The 18,308-nt window shown below is 41.7% G+C and carries 12 protein-coding genes; 5 read left to right on the plus strand and 7 right to left on the minus strand.

Translation table 11 applies throughout. The annotated features are described in order from the left end of the window. Window positions 1–25: 25 nt before the first annotated feature. On the plus strand, window positions 26–1,588 hold the full coding sequence (locus tag H6G41_RS09720; RefSeq protein ID WP_199316109.1) for a glycerol-3-phosphate dehydrogenase/oxidase: 1,563 nt from the start codon (window positions 26–28) through the stop codon (window positions 1,586–1,588). A gap of 80 nt (window positions 1,589–1,668) precedes the next feature. Here the strand turns inward: H6G41_RS09720 and H6G41_RS09725 are convergent, their stop codons facing one another. Next, entirely contained in the window at window positions 1,669–2,031 is a 363-nt protein-coding gene (locus tag H6G41_RS09725; RefSeq protein ID WP_190745887.1) for a hypothetical protein, read from the minus strand. A gap of 580 nt (window positions 2,032–2,611) precedes the next feature. Here H6G41_RS09725 and H6G41_RS09730 point away from each other — a divergent pair. Continuing rightward, window positions 2,612–4,606 carry a tetratricopeptide repeat protein gene (locus H6G41_RS09730; RefSeq protein WP_190745889.1) on the plus strand — a complete coding sequence of 665 codons (1,995 nt, stop codon included), beginning with the start codon at window positions 2,612–2,614 and terminating at the stop codon, window positions 4,604–4,606. A gap of 251 nt (window positions 4,607–4,857) precedes the next feature. On the opposite strand, the gene H6G41_RS09735 is transcribed toward H6G41_RS09730, so the two are convergent. Together H6G41_RS09735 and H6G41_RS09740 are read right to left on the minus strand one after the other, a co-directional pair. Next, a complete protein-coding gene (locus H6G41_RS09735) occupies window positions 4,858–5,436 on the minus strand; it encodes a hypothetical protein (protein WP_190745891.1) in 579 nt (192 codons plus the stop codon). 301 nt (window positions 5,437–5,737) lie between these two features. Further along, a complete protein-coding gene (locus H6G41_RS09740) occupies window positions 5,738–6,946 on the minus strand; it encodes a GUN4 domain-containing protein (RefSeq protein WP_190745893.1) in 1,209 nt (402 codons plus the stop codon). A gap of 687 nt (window positions 6,947–7,633) precedes the next feature. On the opposite strand from H6G41_RS09740, the gene H6G41_RS09745 reads away from it, so the two are divergent. Continuing rightward, the gene (locus H6G41_RS09745) at window positions 7,634–9,013 is read left to right on the plus strand and encodes a GTPase (RefSeq protein WP_190745895.1); all 1,380 of its coding nucleotides are present in this window, start codon (window positions 7,634–7,636) and stop codon (window positions 9,011–9,013) included. Window positions 9,014–9,077: 64 nt separating this feature from the next. Here the strand turns inward: H6G41_RS09745 and H6G41_RS09750 are convergent, their stop codons facing one another. From H6G41_RS09750 to H6G41_RS09760, 3 genes are all read right to left on the minus strand, one after another. Further along, complete coding sequence (locus H6G41_RS09750; protein ID WP_190745897.1) at window positions 9,078–10,058, minus strand: aldo/keto reductase; 981 nt, start codon at window positions 10,056–10,058, stop codon at window positions 9,078–9,080. Between the two features lie 121 nt (window positions 10,059–10,179). Beyond that, a complete protein-coding gene (locus H6G41_RS09755) occupies window positions 10,180–10,581 on the minus strand; it encodes an HNH endonuclease (RefSeq protein ID WP_190745899.1) in 402 nt (133 codons plus the stop codon). Then, complete coding sequence (locus H6G41_RS09760) at window positions 10,578–10,940, minus strand: hypothetical protein (RefSeq protein WP_190745900.1); 363 nt, start codon at window positions 10,938–10,940, stop codon at window positions 10,578–10,580. Before H6G41_RS09760 ends, H6G41_RS09755 begins: the two co-directional genes overlap by 4 nt. Window positions 10,941–11,133: 193 nt before the next feature. Between H6G41_RS09760 and H6G41_RS09765 the strand changes: the two genes are divergently transcribed. Then, window positions 11,134–13,050 (plus strand): GTPase family protein, encoded by a 1,917-nt coding sequence (locus H6G41_RS09765; RefSeq protein WP_190745902.1) that lies wholly within the window; start codon window positions 11,134–11,136, stop codon window positions 13,048–13,050. 612 nt (window positions 13,051–13,662) lie between these two features. Next, on the plus strand, window positions 13,663–16,341 hold the full coding sequence (locus tag H6G41_RS09770; protein ID WP_190745904.1) for a DUF4114 domain-containing protein: 2,679 nt from the start codon (window positions 13,663–13,665) through the stop codon (window positions 16,339–16,341). A gap of 297 nt (window positions 16,342–16,638) precedes the next feature. Here the strand turns inward: H6G41_RS09770 and H6G41_RS09775 are convergent, their stop codons facing one another. Beyond that, the gene (locus tag H6G41_RS09775; protein WP_190745906.1) at window positions 16,639–18,231 is read right to left on the minus strand and encodes an alkaline phosphatase; all 1,593 of its coding nucleotides are present in this window, start codon (window positions 18,229–18,231) and stop codon (window positions 16,639–16,641) included. Window positions 18,232–18,308: the final 77 nt, after the last annotated feature.

An 18,308-nucleotide genomic window follows, 5' to 3' on the forward strand; every position in this document is an offset into this window, starting at 1 on the left:
TCTAAATTAATTCAGGGGAATAATTGTGAATACACCAATAACCCGTGAAAATTTAATTAGGCAAATACACCAATGTCAAGAGTGGGATTTGATTGTCATTGGCGGTGGGGCGACGGGTTTGGGAACGGCTGTAGAAGCAGTCACGCGGGGCTACCGAACTCTACTTTTAGAAAAATATGACTTTGCCAAAGGCACCTCTAGCCGCTCAACAAAACTGATACATGGGGGAGTGCGGTATCTAGCACAGGGAAACATTCATTTAGTCAGGGAAGCATTGCACGAACGGGGATTGTTGCGCCGCAATGCTCCTCACTTAGTACATGATTTGCAGTTTGTTGTACCTGGATATACTTGGTGGTCTCAGCTGTTCTACGGTGCTGGGTTACAAATTTATGATTTACTATCTGGTCGTCTCAGCTTCGGACACAGTCAGTTTCTCAGCGAACAAGGGACAATCTCGCGCCTACCAACTCTCAAAACTGCGGGGTTAAGAGGCGGAGTTGTCTATCATGACGGGCAGTTTGATGACGCTCGCCTTGCTATTACCTTGTGGCAAACGCTACTTGATTATAACGGTGTGGCATTGAATTATTTTCCCGTTATTGGTTTGCGCAAACTTAGAGAACAGATAACAGGGGTGATGGCGCGCGATGGGGAAACAGGGGAAACTTGGGAAATTCCAGCCAAAGTAGTGGTAAATGCTACAGGCGTATTTGTGGATGACGTGCGGCGCATGGATAACCCCAAGGCTGCATCTGTGCTTTCTCCCAGCCAAGGGGCGCATATTGTTGTAGAGCGGCGCTTTTTACCCGGTGACAGTGCCATGATGATTCCTAAAACTGAGGATGGGCGGGTACTGTTTGCTCTACCTTGGCATGATAAAGTTGTGATTGGCACTACTGACACACCTGTAGAAAATGCGGAATATGAACCCCGTCCATTAGCAGCGGAAATTGAGTTTATTTTGCACACAGCTGGGCAATATCTCACACCTGCACCTATCCGTGAGGATGTATTAAGCGTATTTGTGGGACAGCGGCCATTGGTGAAAGCAGAAACAACCCAGTCAACCGCCGCCCTTTCTCGCGAACATGTAATTAATATTGCTGATTCTGGATTGTTAACCATTACTGGCGGCAAGTGGACAACATACCGCAAAATGGGTGAGGATGTGGTAGACCAAGCTGTGCAACTTGCTAATCTCTCGCCCCATCCCTCGGTTACTGCTAATTTGCATTTACACGGCTGGACTCAACAGCCTATAACATCACCCCTTGATGTTTACGGTAGTGATGCAGCCAAAATTCAAGAATTACCAGGTGCAGATATAGTCTTGCATCCGCGATTACCTTATTTAGAAGCTCAAGTACGCTGGGCGGCGCGTTACGAACTAGCCCGCACAGTAGAAGATATCCTAGCACGCCGGACGCGATCGCTTTTTCTCGATGCGATCGCCAGTATCAAAGCCGCGCCTCGTGTAGCCGCAATTTTGGCTGAAGAACTAGGTAAAGATCTAACTTGGCAGCAACAGCAAATTGCAGAGTATCATTCCCTGGCTGAGGGATACTTGCTAAATCATCAAAGTTAATTGAGAAACTGGCTTTCACATCTTGTAGAGTGGGCACTATCCACTAGATTGCAGTTTCGGTGTGCCCTTTTGCCCTAGCTTTAGCTAGTAGGCACAACCACATTTTGACGCATAATTCGCTTGCGATCGTTTTTCCTTGTACCCCCCGCCATCTGATATTCGTGGCTATTATTCCCAAACTTAAAAGCAATACCACGCAAAATTTGTTCGGAATAGTCTGCCAAATCTTTTTCTGTTTCGATAATTTGGGTTAATAAAACATCAATAGTCGAAAGGGTCATATTGTATGCTTCTAGCGAATGCCGGAGGCTGTCAATTCTTTCAGTATAATCTTGAACCGTCAAACCATCTCCGATATTTAAAGTTGGACTGATAGATTTAATGCTTGCTAGGCGAATCTCTGCTTTTTCTAAAGTACGTGAACTGCGTTTTCTTCTTGCCATAATTAATACCCATTCTCTAAACTTCGGATAACTCTATAGTGGACAATGAAGGAAAAATTTGTCATACGTAAAATTGTTGATTTTTCTTAAAAAACATAAAATTTAGGTAATTTACACTATTTTTAAGTCCTTTGCAGCAGATTTATTGCCAATAGGAAGCATAACTGTCTGGAAAAAGGATATTCTATTTAAGTAAAAATTCGTTTAATGCATGTCTGTAGTTGATCATGTTAAAGCGGAAGTTGCTACAGCTTGAGCAAAATACGCAAACGTTCAAGCTGAACCTCTAACAAAGAAAGCCGAAGTTGCTACAGCTTAAGCAAAATACGCAAACGTTCAAGCTGAACCTCTAACAAAGAAAGCGGAAGTTGCTACAGCTTGAGCAAAATACGCAAACGTTCAAGCTGAACCTCTTACAGGGAAAGCAGAAGTTGCTACAGCTTGAGCAAAATACAGCCTATTTTTTTAAGTAAATGAAGTACAAAGGTAAAAATTCCCAACTGCATAACCCCTGAAGCCTCAGAGATATATATAATCGCAACGCCAAAAAACTCAGCACCAACAGCGTCAGCCGATTCCTATGCTCCGACAGACTTTATTAAATCTTGAAAAAATCAGCAAAAAACTCCCAATCAACCCTGCCATACTAACTAAAGCAACTAAAAGCAAGCTTTTCCAGTCACAAATTACGAGTTACACCTTCCCCAAGCATAAGCCTGTGAAATTACTAACTTGGTCAATCGCTACAGCAATGACATTAGGACTACTGGTGAGTATACCTAGGGAAGTTGCAGGACAAACCCAACCACCACTATCAGCTCAACAATCCGCAGAGTTAGCCGAAGCCAAGCGACTGAGTCAACAAGTGGTGCAGTTGTATCGGCAAGGCAAATATAGTGAAGCTATTCCCTTGGCAGAAAGAGCCTTAGCAATTCGGGAGAAATTACTGGGTAAAGAACATCCCGATGTGGCTACTAGCCTGAACAATTTAGCAGTACTTTACGAATCACAGGGGAATTATGCCAAAGCCGAACCCCTGCACCTGCGCTCTCTGGCGATTCGAGAGAAGGTACTGGGTAAAGAACACCCCAATGTGGCAGAAAGCCTAAACAATTTAGCACTACTTTACGAATTACAGGGGAGTTATGCCAAAGCTGAACCCCTGTACCTCCGCTCTCTGGCGATTCGGGAGAAGGTACTGGGTAAAGAACATCCCGATGTGGCTACTAGCCTAAACAATTTAGCAGGACTTTACTCCTCACAGGGGAATTATGCCAAAGCCGAACCCCTGTACCTCCGCTCTCTGGCGATTCGGGAGAAGGTACTGGGTAAAGAACATCCCGATGTGGCACAAAGCCTGAACAATTTAGCAGAACTTTACTCCTTACAGGGAAATTATGCCAAAGCCGAATCCCTTTACCTCCGCTCTCTGGCGATTTGGGAGAAGGTACTGGGTAAAGAACATCCCAATGTGGCTACTAGCCTGAACAATTTAGCAGTACTTTACAAATCACAGGGGAATTATGCCAAAGCCAAATCCCTTTACCTCCGCTCTTTGGCGATTTGGGAGAAGGTACTGGGTAAAGAACATCCCAATGTGGCACAAAGCCTGAACAATTTAGCACTACTTTACGAATCACAGGGGAATTATGCCAAAGCCGAACCGCTTTACCTCCGCTCTCTGGCGATTCGGGAGAAGGTACTGGGTAAAGAACATCCCGATGTAGCTACTAGCCTGAACAATTTAGCAACACTTTACCGGGTACAGGGGAGTTATGCCAAAGCCGAACCGCTTTACCTCCGCTCTCTGGCGATTCGGGAGAAGGTACTGGGTAAAGAACATCCCGATGTGGCTACTAGCCTGAACAATTTAGCAACACTTTACCGGGTACAGGGGAGTTATGCCAAAGCCGAACCGCTTTACCTCGCAACTTTAGCCGAAGGGCAACAAATTAAAAAGATTCTCCCCCAAACAAGCCTCATATTAGGAAAACAAGCCACAGAAGCCGCGATTAAACAATTAAACGCACCGAGGATTTTACATTTAGCTACTCACGGGTTCTTTTTACCAGATGAAGAAGTTAAACCCCCAACTAATAATTTTAATCAGCAATTAGATCAAGCCCCAGTTTTAAATGTCGAAAATCCCTTATTACGTTCTGGTTTAGCTTTAGCTGGTTTTAATAACCGTCAAAACAAACAAACAACCGATACAGATGATGGCGTTTTCACAGCTTTAGAAGTAGCTGGGTTAAATTTACGCGGTACAGAATTAGTAGTTTTATCTGCTTGTGAGACTGGACTGGGTGATGTGAAAATAGGCGGCGGTGTTTATGGATTGCGGCGGGCTTTGGTAATAGCAGGGGCGCAAACTCAACTGTTAAGTTTATGGCAAGTTGCTGATGATGGCACGAAAGATTTAATGGTGAAATATTATGAGAAATTGCGAGGGGGTAAAGGTAGACATGAAGCGTTGCGAGAGGTGCAGTTAGAGTTATTAAATAATCCCCAATATCAGCATCCTTATTTTTGGGCGAGTTTTATTCCTTCGGGCAATTGGCGGGGGATGAATTAACGTTTTCGATAAATGCGATCGCATAAATAAACCAAAAATCTCCTACTACACCTTGCTGATGTAATAGGAGATTCTTAAACATTAGATGATTCTATCCCCATTTGAAAAAAGAATGCGACAAATTTTAGGGGTAAGGGCATTACCTTGCCCTCTAGAATATATTTATTTGTCGCTTATTTCCGGTAAATGAGGTACGGCACTGTTCTTGACAATTATCTGTCCCTCACCAAGTATCGAGAATTCCCAGAAATCTATTCTTCTCCAGGACACACTCTCACTTTCTTCGATACCCACTGATCCTTAGGACAGAACAAAGCAGTTACTCTACAGTAGCCCTTATCTACTTCTCTTCTGTTCCTGGGCACTTCTTGGATTGTAGAACTGCTGCTGACAAAAGCAGAAAATTGTCCCCTTTCCACTACAGAATTATCTTGCCTAATCTCGTATTCAAACTCATTTGTGTTTTCTCTAACAACAAATATATTATTAGAATGTTTAGTTCCAAAAATGATATCAGTTGATTCTGAGGCTCTACCTTTGCTATAGTCCCGGTCAGTGAAAGGAAATTTATCAGGAGACATCCCGCGAGAAATATTTCTGATAATTACCCTTCTACCCTTAGAAGGTGGTTCAGTTGAGGATGTAAACCAAGCTGTTACTTTTGTGGCATAAACAGCCGAACTAGGACATTCACCCACATACCTAAACAAAGGTATAACTATTTGATTAAGTTGTGATTGTCCTTCAATTTCAAAACCGACTTCCGAATTAGTAGGTAGAGATTGTCCCCAACTCGGTAAAGTCTGCATGACTAATAGTGGGGTAGACAATACAAAAATTTTCAGAAAGTTAGAGACACAAGAAATTGTTTTGAACATTTTCTGCCAAAAAAGATTCAACGATTTGTAAATTACAATTGAGCGCAATTTAAACCAGATGACAGCAATATTAGGTAGTCATGCAATATGCAACTACCAAACAATAGATGTCTAGCAAATATTTTTGATTATTGATGAGTAAACACCCATTCAGTTTTATATATGCAGTCAAAACCTGAATGAGTACGTGAGTGAGAATTAAATACTGACAGTTTTATGCCAGCTTATACGGTCATTAAATTGCTTAAATTAATTATATCCTGCAAGCATCTAAATAGGCAATAAATTTTCCCCAAATCGGCCCATCTAAAAATGCTCTTGGCAGATGTCCTGAAGGCGCACTCAAAGAATAGTTAATCTGATGATTATAAAGAAAAATTCCGCGAGAACGCCAGCCTAATTCATTAGCGAAATTTTCAAAATTTTCATTAGTGGGTTCAAATTTATTTCCAAATAAATTCTTCCATTTCTGTACTTGGATTGAAAAACCAAAACGACCTTCACTTTTAGTTTGCCAAATTTGATTAATACTACTTAGGCTTTGGCAAGATAGTCGAGAAATTGCCGATTGATTGAGTACGCTAGGCGCTTGACTGAGATTTAACATTAAAGATTTGGTTTCTTCGTCAGCTTCTTTCCAATTACCTTGAGATAATAATTCCTCTAATCTAGAAGTAGGTAATAAGTTTTCGGTATGACTTGGCGCAGTTATATTTACTCCTAATTTGTCTAACAATGGCAAAAAAAGACTGCTAGGGATACCAACGTTTCTACCTGATTTCACAGTGCCAATATCAGGATTTATATCATCAGAATTAATAATAAATTCTTCCCCTTGTCCATGAATACCTATGACTTGTCCTTGGTGATTGAGTACCGGGCCGCCACTCATTCCCGGTAAGGTAGGATTATCATAAATTAAAGTATAGCCAGTATTCACTGATGCTGTATTAGCATTGCCAATGACTTTACCATCACGGCAATCATAAACAGATGCTCGCACGCCTGCTGTCTTGAGAGGAAAACCTGAGACATAAACACTTGTCTGTCTTTGAACATTACTGGAGTTAACAATTTTCGCAACTTGATAGTTTTTGGCACTAGTAAATTGTAAAATTGCTAAATCTATATTATTAGTTAGCGGTCTGACGGTTTGATAATTAAGTTGATAACGTTGATTATCTGGAGCGAGTATTTGATATTTAAGATTACGGTTTTTAACTACATGATAAGCCGTCAGAACAGTATAAATATTACCTTTTTTTTGAATAATTACTCCAGAACCTGGGTTTGGACTATCAATTAATACAGTGATTTTTTCAGCAATTTTATCTACTAATCCATTACTACATATTGCCTTGGCTACATGTGAATTTGACAGGATAATTACTGTAGCTATGAGTAAGGCGAGAATTTTGTAGTGAATTTTTCTTAGTGGTAAAGAGTTAATAACCACTAGCATATTTTATTGTTCCGTTATCATAGTTTCTTTGAAGTCTTTCCCTAAATCAACACATCGGCATTTAGTAGTCCCAGGTTGTGACACATAATTATTTCTGGGTTGCTGGATAGTTGCAATTACCGCTCATTTTACCAGCCAAGATAGGAAGGTCATGTATCTAAATTATCTAAAGTGACTAAGTGAATATATTTTAAATATTTTCATAAGCCTTGACAGAGTTTAACTCCATGAAATGTTGTTTTGCTAGATTGACTTTATTGTAACCAAATTATACATAGTTTTGTAAGGAAATTGTAAAGATTACTTATATTTATCTTGTGTGGTAAGCTAATGCGCATCTAAATTGCACAACTACTAATAAGGGCTATTAACTGTTGTACGAACGGGTGTAGGGGCGGGTTTATTTAGATCTTTGTTGCTCAACGCGGATATCGGTGAACCCGCCCCTACTGTCAACTTCAGTGCGGCACGGTCAACAGCCTTCACGATGGATTGTGCAACTTAAAAGCAGAATAGCTTAATGTTGTAAGATTTGGGTCGATCGCCAGCAATAAGCTTGCTTGAGGAAGATGGAGTAAAGGCGATCGCTAATTGTGGGTTTATCTATCCGTGAAGCTGTTGCCTGACAAATCATCTTAAAATAAGAGACAGGATTTAGTGTGGCATCTATCTGCCGTTTTGATACCAATGACTGAGCAACGTGATGCTGATTCACTATCAGCAGATTCTCAGCAGTTAAGTCAAACTCCAGGCGATCGCCTGGAATCGGAAAATCTACCTCCGGCGCTACCTGCTGACGATTCTTGGAAAAATCGGATTGCGAATATTTGGCACAAGACAACACCACGTCTAGGGCAACTACTACCCGTGGATCAATTAGCACAGACGGTTGTGCAATGGTTCAGTGTCAGCGAAAGTCAAATTGCCGAGATTTTGCAGACAGTTCGCGCCGAACTACCAACTACGGAAGCGTTGTTAATTGGTAAACCCCAAGCAGGTAAAAGTTCGATTGTGCGGGGATTGACAGGAGTTTCTGCCGATATTGTTGGTCAAGGATTTCGCCCTCACACCCAACATACTCAGCGCTACGCCTATCCTTCTGATGATCTGCCTTTGCTAATTTTTACTGATACAGTGGGATTGGGAGATGTTAAACAGGATACCCAAGAAATTATTCAGGAGTTAGTTGGCGATTTAGAACAATCAACTCGCAGCGCCAGGATTTTGATTTTGACTGTGAAAATTAACGATTTTGCTACTGACACATTGCGTCAAATTGCCCAGCAGTTGCGTCAGCAGTATCCAGACATTCCTTGTCTACTAGCGGTTACCTGCTTGCACGAAGTTTATCCGCCACAGACAATGGATCATCCAGCTTACCCGCCTGATTACGAGGAAATTAATCGCGCCTTTAACGCCATTCAAGAAGACTTTGCTAAAGTTTGCGTTGGCGAAGCCTCTCCGAAGGAGACTCGTTCTGTCCTCATCGACTTTACCTTAGAAGAAGATGGTTACAACCCAGTATTCTACGGACTAGAAGCACTGCGAGACAACTTAGCCGAACTACTTCCCGAGGCTGAAGCCAAAGCAATTTATCAATTATTAGATCGGGAGGAAGCGGGTAAGCAATTAGGTAATCTCTACCGAGATGCAGGACGGCGTTACATTTTACCTTTTGCAATCATGGCAGCTACACTTGCGGCTGTACCATTACCTTTTGCAACCATGCCCGTGCTGACTGCTTTACAAGTATCTATGGTAACTGCATTGGGGAATTTATACGGGCAGAAATTGACACCATCTCAAGCCGGTGGAGTTGTGAGTGCGATCGCAGGTGGTTTTCTCGCCCAGGCCATAGCAAGGGAATTAATCAAATTTGTTCCTGGTTTTGGTAGCGTAATTGCTGCTTCTTGGGCTGCTGCTTACACCTGGTCACTTGGGGAAACAGCCTGTGTCTACTTTGGTGACTTAATGGGTGGGAAAAAACCAGACCCGAAGAAGATTCAATCTGTGATGCAAGAAGCTTTCAAAGCTGCACAAGAACGGTTTAAGGGTATTAAGCGTTAGCGTAGTTCAACATATTAGAATTAAGCGTTACTCACGCTAGGCTAAAACCCGATTTTTCGTGATTTTACTTAGTCTGAAAGATATTTTGTACCATTTTTTTATCTACACTATTAGCAGCCCGATCCAAGGCGGCTATCTCGCCAGAATCTAACAGCCAACCTAAAGCACCAATATTCTCTTGCGCCTGTTTCACAGTCTTCGCACCTGGGATAGGAATTGTTCCTTTACAAATACACCAGTTAATTGCTACCTGTGACATAGTTTTGTTTCTTGACTGTGCCACTTCTCGTAAACAGTCTAAAAGTGGGTCAATTCCTGGTAACAGTTGCCTAAATAATAAACCACGAATTCCTTTGGGGAAAGGGCCGGTTTTTGAGTATTTTCCTGTTAATAGCCCTAATCCCAAAGGACTATAAGCAATTAATTTTATACCCATGTCGTCGCAAACTTGCTTAAGCTGTAATTGCGTTACTGGATATGTGGAGAGTAGAGAGTATTGCACTTGCAGGGTTGCGATCGCAACTCCCCTTTCCTTAAACTTTTTATACACCCTTTGCAGACGTTTCGGCCCGTAATTAGATAATCCTACAGCTTTAACTAATCCTTGCTCGTAAAGGTCAGCTAGTCCATCCCATAACCTTTCCTCTTGCCAAGGTGCATAGTTAGCTGTAGACCAATGCATTTGTACCAAGTCTACATTTCTGCCTAACCTTTGGGCTGAAGCTTTGCAAGCTTGTACCATTGATTGACGAGTCCATCGCCAAGGATAAGCCGCTAGCTTGGTAGCAATGCAAATTTTTTCTGTGTTGATACCCTGATATTCTCGAGAAAACTGGCCGAGAAGTGTCTCACTGCGCCCTTTGAGTTTACCAGTACCGTAAGAATCGCCTGTATCGAATAAAGTTACACCGTTGCTGACACAAAGGTTAAAAACGGCTTGCAACTGATCGTCCATACTGCGATCGTATCCCCAGAGCAGTTGGTTTCCCCATGCCCAAGTTCCACAGCCCATTGTTGGTAGTGATAGTTCCCGACTAATTTGCATACTCACTCGCTGTAGATTTCCTGATTAGCTTGCGATCGCCTCTCTAAAATTTCATTATCAGGCAATTAATAGCCACTTTGCTTAACAGGTTTTAGTTGAGGGTAAATCTCTACTGACTAGTTTATGAAAACAACCCTAAGCGAATCCAAAGCCCTCGCGCCATAATTTGTGTTTGGCTATTCATTTCCAAACAAGCAATGGTTACTCTTCCAATTATTGTTTTACCCTTAATTGTGGCGGATTCGGTTTCTACTTGAAAATGATCTTTCCACTCATTTTGTCTAGGATTAAACAGACGAGCTTCTGTATTAGATTCTGGATCGATTCCACTGCTACGAGTACCTTTACGAAGATTACAGGAACGACAAGCAAGGGCTAAGTTGTACTCAGCATTAGCACCGCCTTTGGAAATGGGAACAATATGTTCAACTTCAAATGGGAAATTGAATACCATTTCTGGTGCATGACAATATTCACAGCAATGAGCAGCGCGATCGGCAACTAGGGTATAAAAAGGATTCATTGGCCGATCTGTTGTAGCAAGACTGCTGAACGAGCTGTTGCAGCTTTTAATTCAGCCTCAACAAGGCTATTTAACTCTGCTTGTTCCATTGGAGTTAATTCTTGTCCGCGATCGCGTGCTGTTCGCCACAGACTCATCAACTCTGCTAAACGCTGTTGCTGTTGGGCGCTAAAAAACCAATCGGGACGAAAACTCTGTAGTACCAACAGAGTGCTAAATTCTTCATCTTCGAGTTGTGCTGTCAAAGCATCCAACGCTTCACCCGCAGTTCTACCTGTTGATTGCTTATCACCTGCGATCGCTCGATAAATTTTCTTTCCACTAGCATCCGATATGGGCAGGATTGCGACTGTGGTCATACCCTTAACATGAGAGCTTTCTGCTTAATTATTATAGTTTGATTCACCTTTTAGTTTTTAACTGAAGGGCTAAAATCCTGTGACCAGATCTGAGAATTCTGTCCAAATATAGAAACGATAGACTTGAGACAAGCGTAATTTTTATCAAAGAAGCTGATTATAAATAATTTGTGATTGAGGTAGGTATCAGGTAATGGTGCGTTTAAAATTGTGGCAATGGCTTATATTAGCAGCGCCGATCGCGTTAATCGTCACTTTCTTGCTGGTAGCCGCAGGTTCCCAGATCCATACGTGGGGAATTAATTGGATTTGGGCTGTATTTACCCTATTATTTGTTGGGTGGCGTTGGTTGCTGGTTAAGTGGACTCGACCAGAGGTAGAACAATTAGAGGCGGTATTAGCTCAGGTTAATGAAGAATTAGCCGCTACTGTAGATTATAATCAATTACCAGCAGGAAATGACGCTACTACTCAAGCTCAAGCAGTTTTAAATGAAGTTTTGCAAGCATCTCAAAGCGATCGCCCGATTTGGGAAGATTGGGCAACTTTCTGGACGCGATGCCAAAATTTAGTGGTAGCGATCGCTCATATTTACCATCCTGAGGTGAAATATCCCCTATTAAATATTTACGTTACCCAAGCCTATGGGTTAATTCGGGGAACGGTGGATGATTTGGATCAATGGATGCAAAAGCTATCACCTGCTTTAAATCAAGTAACAGTTGGGCAAGCTTACCAAGCTTATGAAGTCTATCGCAAGTTAGAACCATCCGCCCGTAAACTCTTTCAAGCTTGGAATTGGGCACAATGGTTATTGAATCCGGCGGCGGCTGTGGCTAAAAAAGCGAGTCAGAGATATAATAGCCAAGCAAATCAGCAATTATTGGTGAATTTAAGCCAAATGCTCCGAGAAGCGGCTTTACGCAATTTGTGCCGTCAAGCGATCGCTCTTTATAGTGGTAGTACTTTACCTGCTGGAGAATTTTCGGCTGTCACTACTACTCCCAGCCTACCCAAGGCGAAAACGCAAACGTTAAAAGAAATCCTCGCCCAAGTTGAACCAGTAGAAACTGTAGCGCAAAAACCTGTAAATATTCTGTTGGTAGGGCGCACCGGTTCGGGAAAAAGCAGCTTAATTAACAGTTTATTTTCCTCAGAATTAGCTGCTGTTGATGTCTTACCTAGTACCGATAAAATTCAAAATTATCAATGGCAGACTTCCAATAAAGAAACCCTAACACTATGGGATACTCCAGGGTATGAGCAAGTCAACCGCGCAGATTTCCGCGATTTAGTTTTAGACTATGCTACAAAGGCAGATTTACTATTATTAGTTACCCCAGCTTTAGATCCCGCCTTGCAAATGGATGTAGATTTTCTCAAAGATATACAGGCGGAAGTTAAAGATTTACCTGTAATAACTATAGTTACCCAAGTCGATCGCCTGCGTCCGATTCGCGAGTGGGAACCGCCTTATGATTGGGAATGGGGCGATCGCGCCAAGGAAATTTCCATCCGCGAAGCTACACAATATCGGGCGCAATTGTTGGGGGATTTCTCGAAGTTAGTTTTACCTGTGGTAACTAGCGACAGCAAAACTAATCGTGCTGCTTGGGGAATTGAAGCTTTATCTTTAGGATTAGTAGCAGCGATCGCACCTGCAAAACAACTGCGTCTGGCGCGTTTTTTACGTAACTTAGAAGCCCGTACCGTTGAAGCTGCCAAGATTATTGATAATTACACCTTCCAGATGGCGACAACCCAAGGACTGACATCGCTGCTGAAAAGTCCCGTTCTCCAGTTCATTTCCACCCTATCAACCGGTTCGCCCACTCTGGCATACTTGCTAGCAGAAAGAATTCCCGTGGAACAGTTACCTGTTGTCATTGGGAAGTTGCAAATGGCTTATGACCTTTTCTCTCTCTTAAATACTGGTAAATCAAGCAATTTTGATTTATTAACCCTTTGGCCGTTATTGGTAGAAAATACAGCCGCCAGCGATACCTGGGCTTTTGGTCATGCTTTAGTTGAATACTGGACTCAGAATCTCACAGTTGAACAATTGCGAGAGCGGTTTAATTATTATCTCAATATGTCTGTGAGCAAATAAGGTGCAGTGTCAAGGCTTCGGCTACGCTCAGCCTTGACTGTTGACTAATAATTTTTTCGCTTTAGCACATTAATATTTACATTAAAGTATTGCTGTATACACTTTTTGATTATAAGAGTGACATTACTGCCTAATTTTTTCCTGGTCAGTGATCTCAATCACTGGTATTTTCCTGGGTGTAATGTAGGCAATTCATCACAGTAATGCAAGTTTTATGTCTTCATTCAAGCTGTGGTGATTAAGGAAAAGTGGTGAATTTTCCTAATAGTTTAATCAATATTCTTACATAGCTCTAAACAACGAATGTAATAGGTTTTTGCCAGATGTTTTACGACTAGTTTATCTAAAGTCAGGCTGATATGTAAAAAATTTATTTAAATCAGATAAAGCAAAATTAAAGTTATTCATCTAAAACAGGTTGAAAGCCAATTACATCCAAGAATTACTTAATGATTTTTTTGTCTTTCTATCAAGAAGTTCTTTAAATAAAACACACATCTCTTAAGTCAAGTTTTATATAAAAACACGTACAAATACAGTTCTGATTTCAGTAGTCTAAGTTACACAATATTCAGTATGAAGGTTTGTTACGAAACTTAAGAGCCGAAAGACATGACTACAATTTCTCACTTAAACAATTCAAACAACGCAAACAACGGAATTTTTACTGTAGGTTCAATCGGTACAGTTAGCGTCGATTTTCTCTATGATGGCGGGCTGAATAAGGGAGAGATAGCAATTTTCAGCCTTGAAGGTATGGAAAATCTGGAGGTAGGCTCTACAGAATTTATTCTGGAAGCTAGCAAACGCGCTCTCAGCAATTCTAATTCTGGTTATGTAGTAGTGCGGGATGAAAGCGATCGCGCACGCTTCAGCGATCTCAAAAATGAGTTGTCTTGGGAAAAAGATTTTAACAGCGGTGTATACCAAGGGCCGCAACAGTTTCAGATGAAAGCGGGAACTAAGTTCGCAATGATGTTAGTTTCCAATAGTACAGTTGCGAAGATTGCTCAAAGTTCCACACCTAGCACCACTAACGTTCTATTTTCTTTCGGTTCAGTAGATAAGACTACAGGAAAAGTTGCACCCCAAATCGCAGATATCACTGGTGAAGGAACTACCTTCGGTTGGGAAGATATTAATACCTTAAAATCCAACGATCGCGATTTTAACGATATGGTAGTTCAGGTGTTGGGTGCAACAGCAACCGCATCATCTCTTCAAGATTCTGTCTACGCTAACCGCAATTGGTTAAATACCCAAGTCGGACAAGAATTAGTACAATATGCCAACCGTCCTCAGTTTGAAACAGGTACTTTTATAGTCGATGGTACAGGTAAAGTGCAATTTGACTATCTCTATGACGGCGGTTCGTATCAAGGAGAAGTAGCTGTTTTTAGCCTCAAAGGGATGGAAAACTACCAACCAGGCTCCTTAGAGTTTATTCGCGAAGCTACAAAGCGCGCTTTAAGTAACTCCACAGAAGGTCATATTCTCATTAGCGATCGCAAAGAAGGCGCGCGTTTTAACAGCAATACTAGTTGGGAGCCTAACTTCAATGCTGGTAATTACCAAGGAGTTAAGTCGTTCCAGATGAACACTGGCGATGAGGTGGCATTTATGTTAGTACAAAATACCACCTTTAATGAAGTTTATAGCCAACCCTATGTTACATCTCAATCAGGCAAACAAGTTATTTTTTCTACCGACAAACAGCAGATAGTTGCAGTAGATAATAATGGAACCCTAGCATTTGAAGATCTCAGCGTTAGCTCTGGTAAATCAGACAAAGATTTCAATGACCTTGTCTTCCAAACCAAAGGACTTAAAAGTAATAATGTTGCCAAAATAGACGCTGAGATTAATCCTGATCGAGATTGGCGAACTACTGCTAGCGGACAAGAGTTACTCAAATACACTGACCGCTCTAGATATAGCGAAGGAGTATTTCAAGTTGGTGAAACTGGTAAGCTAACTTTTGACTTTCTCTATGATGGCGGCTGGTATCAAGGAGAGTTTGCTTTATTTAGCCTCACAGGTATGGAAAATTATCAACCTGGTTCTCAGGCTTTTATTAAAGAAGCAACTAAACGCGCTCTCAGCAATTCTAAATTAGGTTACGTTTTGGCTAAAGACTCTTCTGAAGGGGCAAAATTTACGGAAAAAATGCCTTGGGAACCTAATTTTAATTCTGGAAACTATCTAGGGGTAAAAACCTTCGAGATGAATCCAGGAGATAAATTTGCCTTTATGCTGATACCCAATACTAGTGTTAAGGACATCAATCAAGCTAAAGGACTCAACAAAGACAGTCACATGTGGCAATATGGTAAGGTTCCTTTGTTCTCCATCCCCGAAGCTAATCCAAATGTTGCAGTCGGACAGATTGTCAATGTAGATAGTAATGGAACCTTTGCCTTTGAGGATATTCCTACTGGTTCTTCTACTTCCGATCGCGATTATAACGATTTTATTTTCCAAATCAAAGGCGCTACAGGAATTACCCAATCCATAGATACTTTCTCCAATTTTGAGCGGAATTGGCGCACCACAAATGTGGGACAACAATTACTTGAATATGCTAACCGGGCGATTTTCGATGAAGGAATCTTTATTGCCGATCAAACTGGCCAAGTTAAAGTTGACTTCCTCTACGACGGCGGTAATTATCATCAAGGGGAATTAGGTATCTTTAGCCTTCGGGGAATGGATATGTACGAAATCGGCTCTACAGCTTTCATGACAGAAGCAATTAGCCGTGCTACTGGCAATAAAAATTTAAATGAAGATATATATGGCTATATTGTGGTGCAAGATCCTGTAGAAGGCGCGCGGTTCACTGATAATAGTGCCATTCTTAACTGGGAACCGAATTTCAATAATGAGGAGTATAAAGGCGAGAAAATTTATCAGATGCAAGGAGGAGATACTTTTGGTTTTGTTTTCGCCGCTAATGGAACTCTTCAAGATGCTTTGACTGGACAAGGTGCAGCCAGCAATAAACTTTTCTTCTCGATGTCTGCTGCTAATTTAAACGATACTGTACAAGTAGCAGAATTCTTGACAGGAGATAAAAGCGCGGTTATCGGTTTTGAAGATGTGGCTATTGATAATGGTTCTAATCGCGACTACAACGATTTTGTGATTAGTCTGGGTGGAATTAAGACTGTCGGTCTCCCCAGTATCCAAGATGTAGCGATTTCCAATCACAATTGGACAAATACAGAAATAGGTACGGCAATTACCAAATACTTTGAAGAAATGACAAATCCATCAACCAACCTATTTTAAACATCTGTGTTTGACTTTAGACTTGTGGTACGAAAGGCGGCTTTGTTTGTGGTCAGGTTCGACTAATCTTTTCAATAATCTAAAATGTGCAATACCAAATAATATCTGAATCAAACATTAGCCTTGTGATTTTTTTTCGGAGTTAGGACTTGAGTTCTAACTCCGAAAAACACAAAAAGCAAAGTTTATTTACAGCGCTAACAGCTACCGTTTTGGGAAATTCAAAATGAATACAGCGTCAGCATTGTTTTTAGTTAAGGATGGGTAGTTGATTCACGTCGCAGTGTACTAGTCAAATTAGATGCGCTGCACCCCAGGACGACCGTTTTCAACTATAAATGAAGCTTTGGTACTAATCGTACCAGATGGGGTTGTTACTTCTGACATTGCCAAATAGTCTGACCTCCAGAGAGTAGGAGTCAATGTACAGCGAACATACCCACGACGATTGTTATAGAACTTAATGTGTGGATTATCAGCATCATTGATGTAGGCGGGTATATTGTCGTTGCCATCTCCACCAGAACTAATTGAGGAACAGACAAATTCACTACCGACTATGGCAGATTTTGGATCGTTAAAATCTGCTTTGAGATCCATTGCCCAATGAGAATGTACATCCCCTGCCAAAGATACTGGATTAGAAGGTTTTCGCTCAGCGAAGAAATTCATTAAGCGATCGCGATCTGCTAAATAAGCATCCCATTTATCCATACTAAAGGTTTGCCCTTCACCTAGTCTCGTGTCTCTTTGGGCAATCGGAACCTGTTGAGCCAGGATATTCCATTGACCTTTTGAGCGACTTAAACCTTTGTATAACCAATCTTCTTGTGCTTGTCCGAGAATTGTTGCTTGCGGATCGAAGACTTCTGGACAACGTTCTTTAGTCCCATCTCCACAGGGTTGATCTGTACGATATTGGCGAGTATCTAAAACATGAAATGTCGCCAGATTACCATAATTCACCCGACGATAAAGTTGCATATCAGGGCCGACTGGTCGCGAGAAAGGACGCAGTGGCATATGTTCGTAGTACGCTTGATAAGCAACTGCTCGCCGTTGGAGAAAAACTGCCGGATCTTGATCTGGTTCAGTATCAATCTCAGAAATAAAGTTGGCGTAGTTATTTTCTACTTCGTGATCGTCCCAGGTGACAATCCAAGGAAAGGCTGCATGGGCAGCTTGGAGATTGGTATCTAATTTATAGAGGGCGTGACGGTTGCGGTAATCTGCCAATGTGAGAATTTCGGCACTATTATGCTGTCTAGGCCCAGTAGTACTGATTCCTCCCTCATAGATGTAGTCGCCAACATGGACTACTAAATCTAGGTCATCCTCAGCCATGTATTTGTAAGCAGTATAGTATCCCTGCTGATAGTTCTGGCAGGATGCTAGGGCAAACTTCAAGCTATTGGTGTATCTACCTCTACCCATTGCTGGAGTAGTACGAGTCCGACCAATTGGGCTAGCTTCTTTACCGGCACTAAAGCGATACCAATACCAAGTATCTGGTGAGAGTCCTTCAACTACCACCCGAACTGAATGGCCTAGTTCTGGCCGGGCCATGACTGTACCTCTAGACAATATCCGCTTCATATTGCGGTCAATTGCTACTTCCCAGCGAACTGGTACATTCATCGCAGGCATTCCACCACCATTTAGGGGTTCGGGCGCGAGACGAGTCCAGATGACTACGCTGTTATCATCAGGTTCACCAGAGGCTACACCTAGCGTAAAAGGATTAGTAGAAAATTTAGTTTTAGCGATCGCTCTTTGATGAGAAAATTGGCTAGCGATCGCCAAACCAGTAAATGCTCCTGCCCCGATAATCAGATTGCGTCGCTTGATGGAACTGTGCAGCAAACGCTCAAAATTCTCGTACTTGAACATCCTTACTCGATCCCTGATTATATAACTAAATCAAAGTAGAGAAATATCTGACACCGTAAAAATAGAGCAACAATCGG

The organism is Tolypothrix sp. FACHB-123 (assembly GCF_014697075.1).
GTDB lineage: Bacteria > Cyanobacteriota > Cyanobacteriia > Cyanobacteriales > Nostocaceae > Aulosira.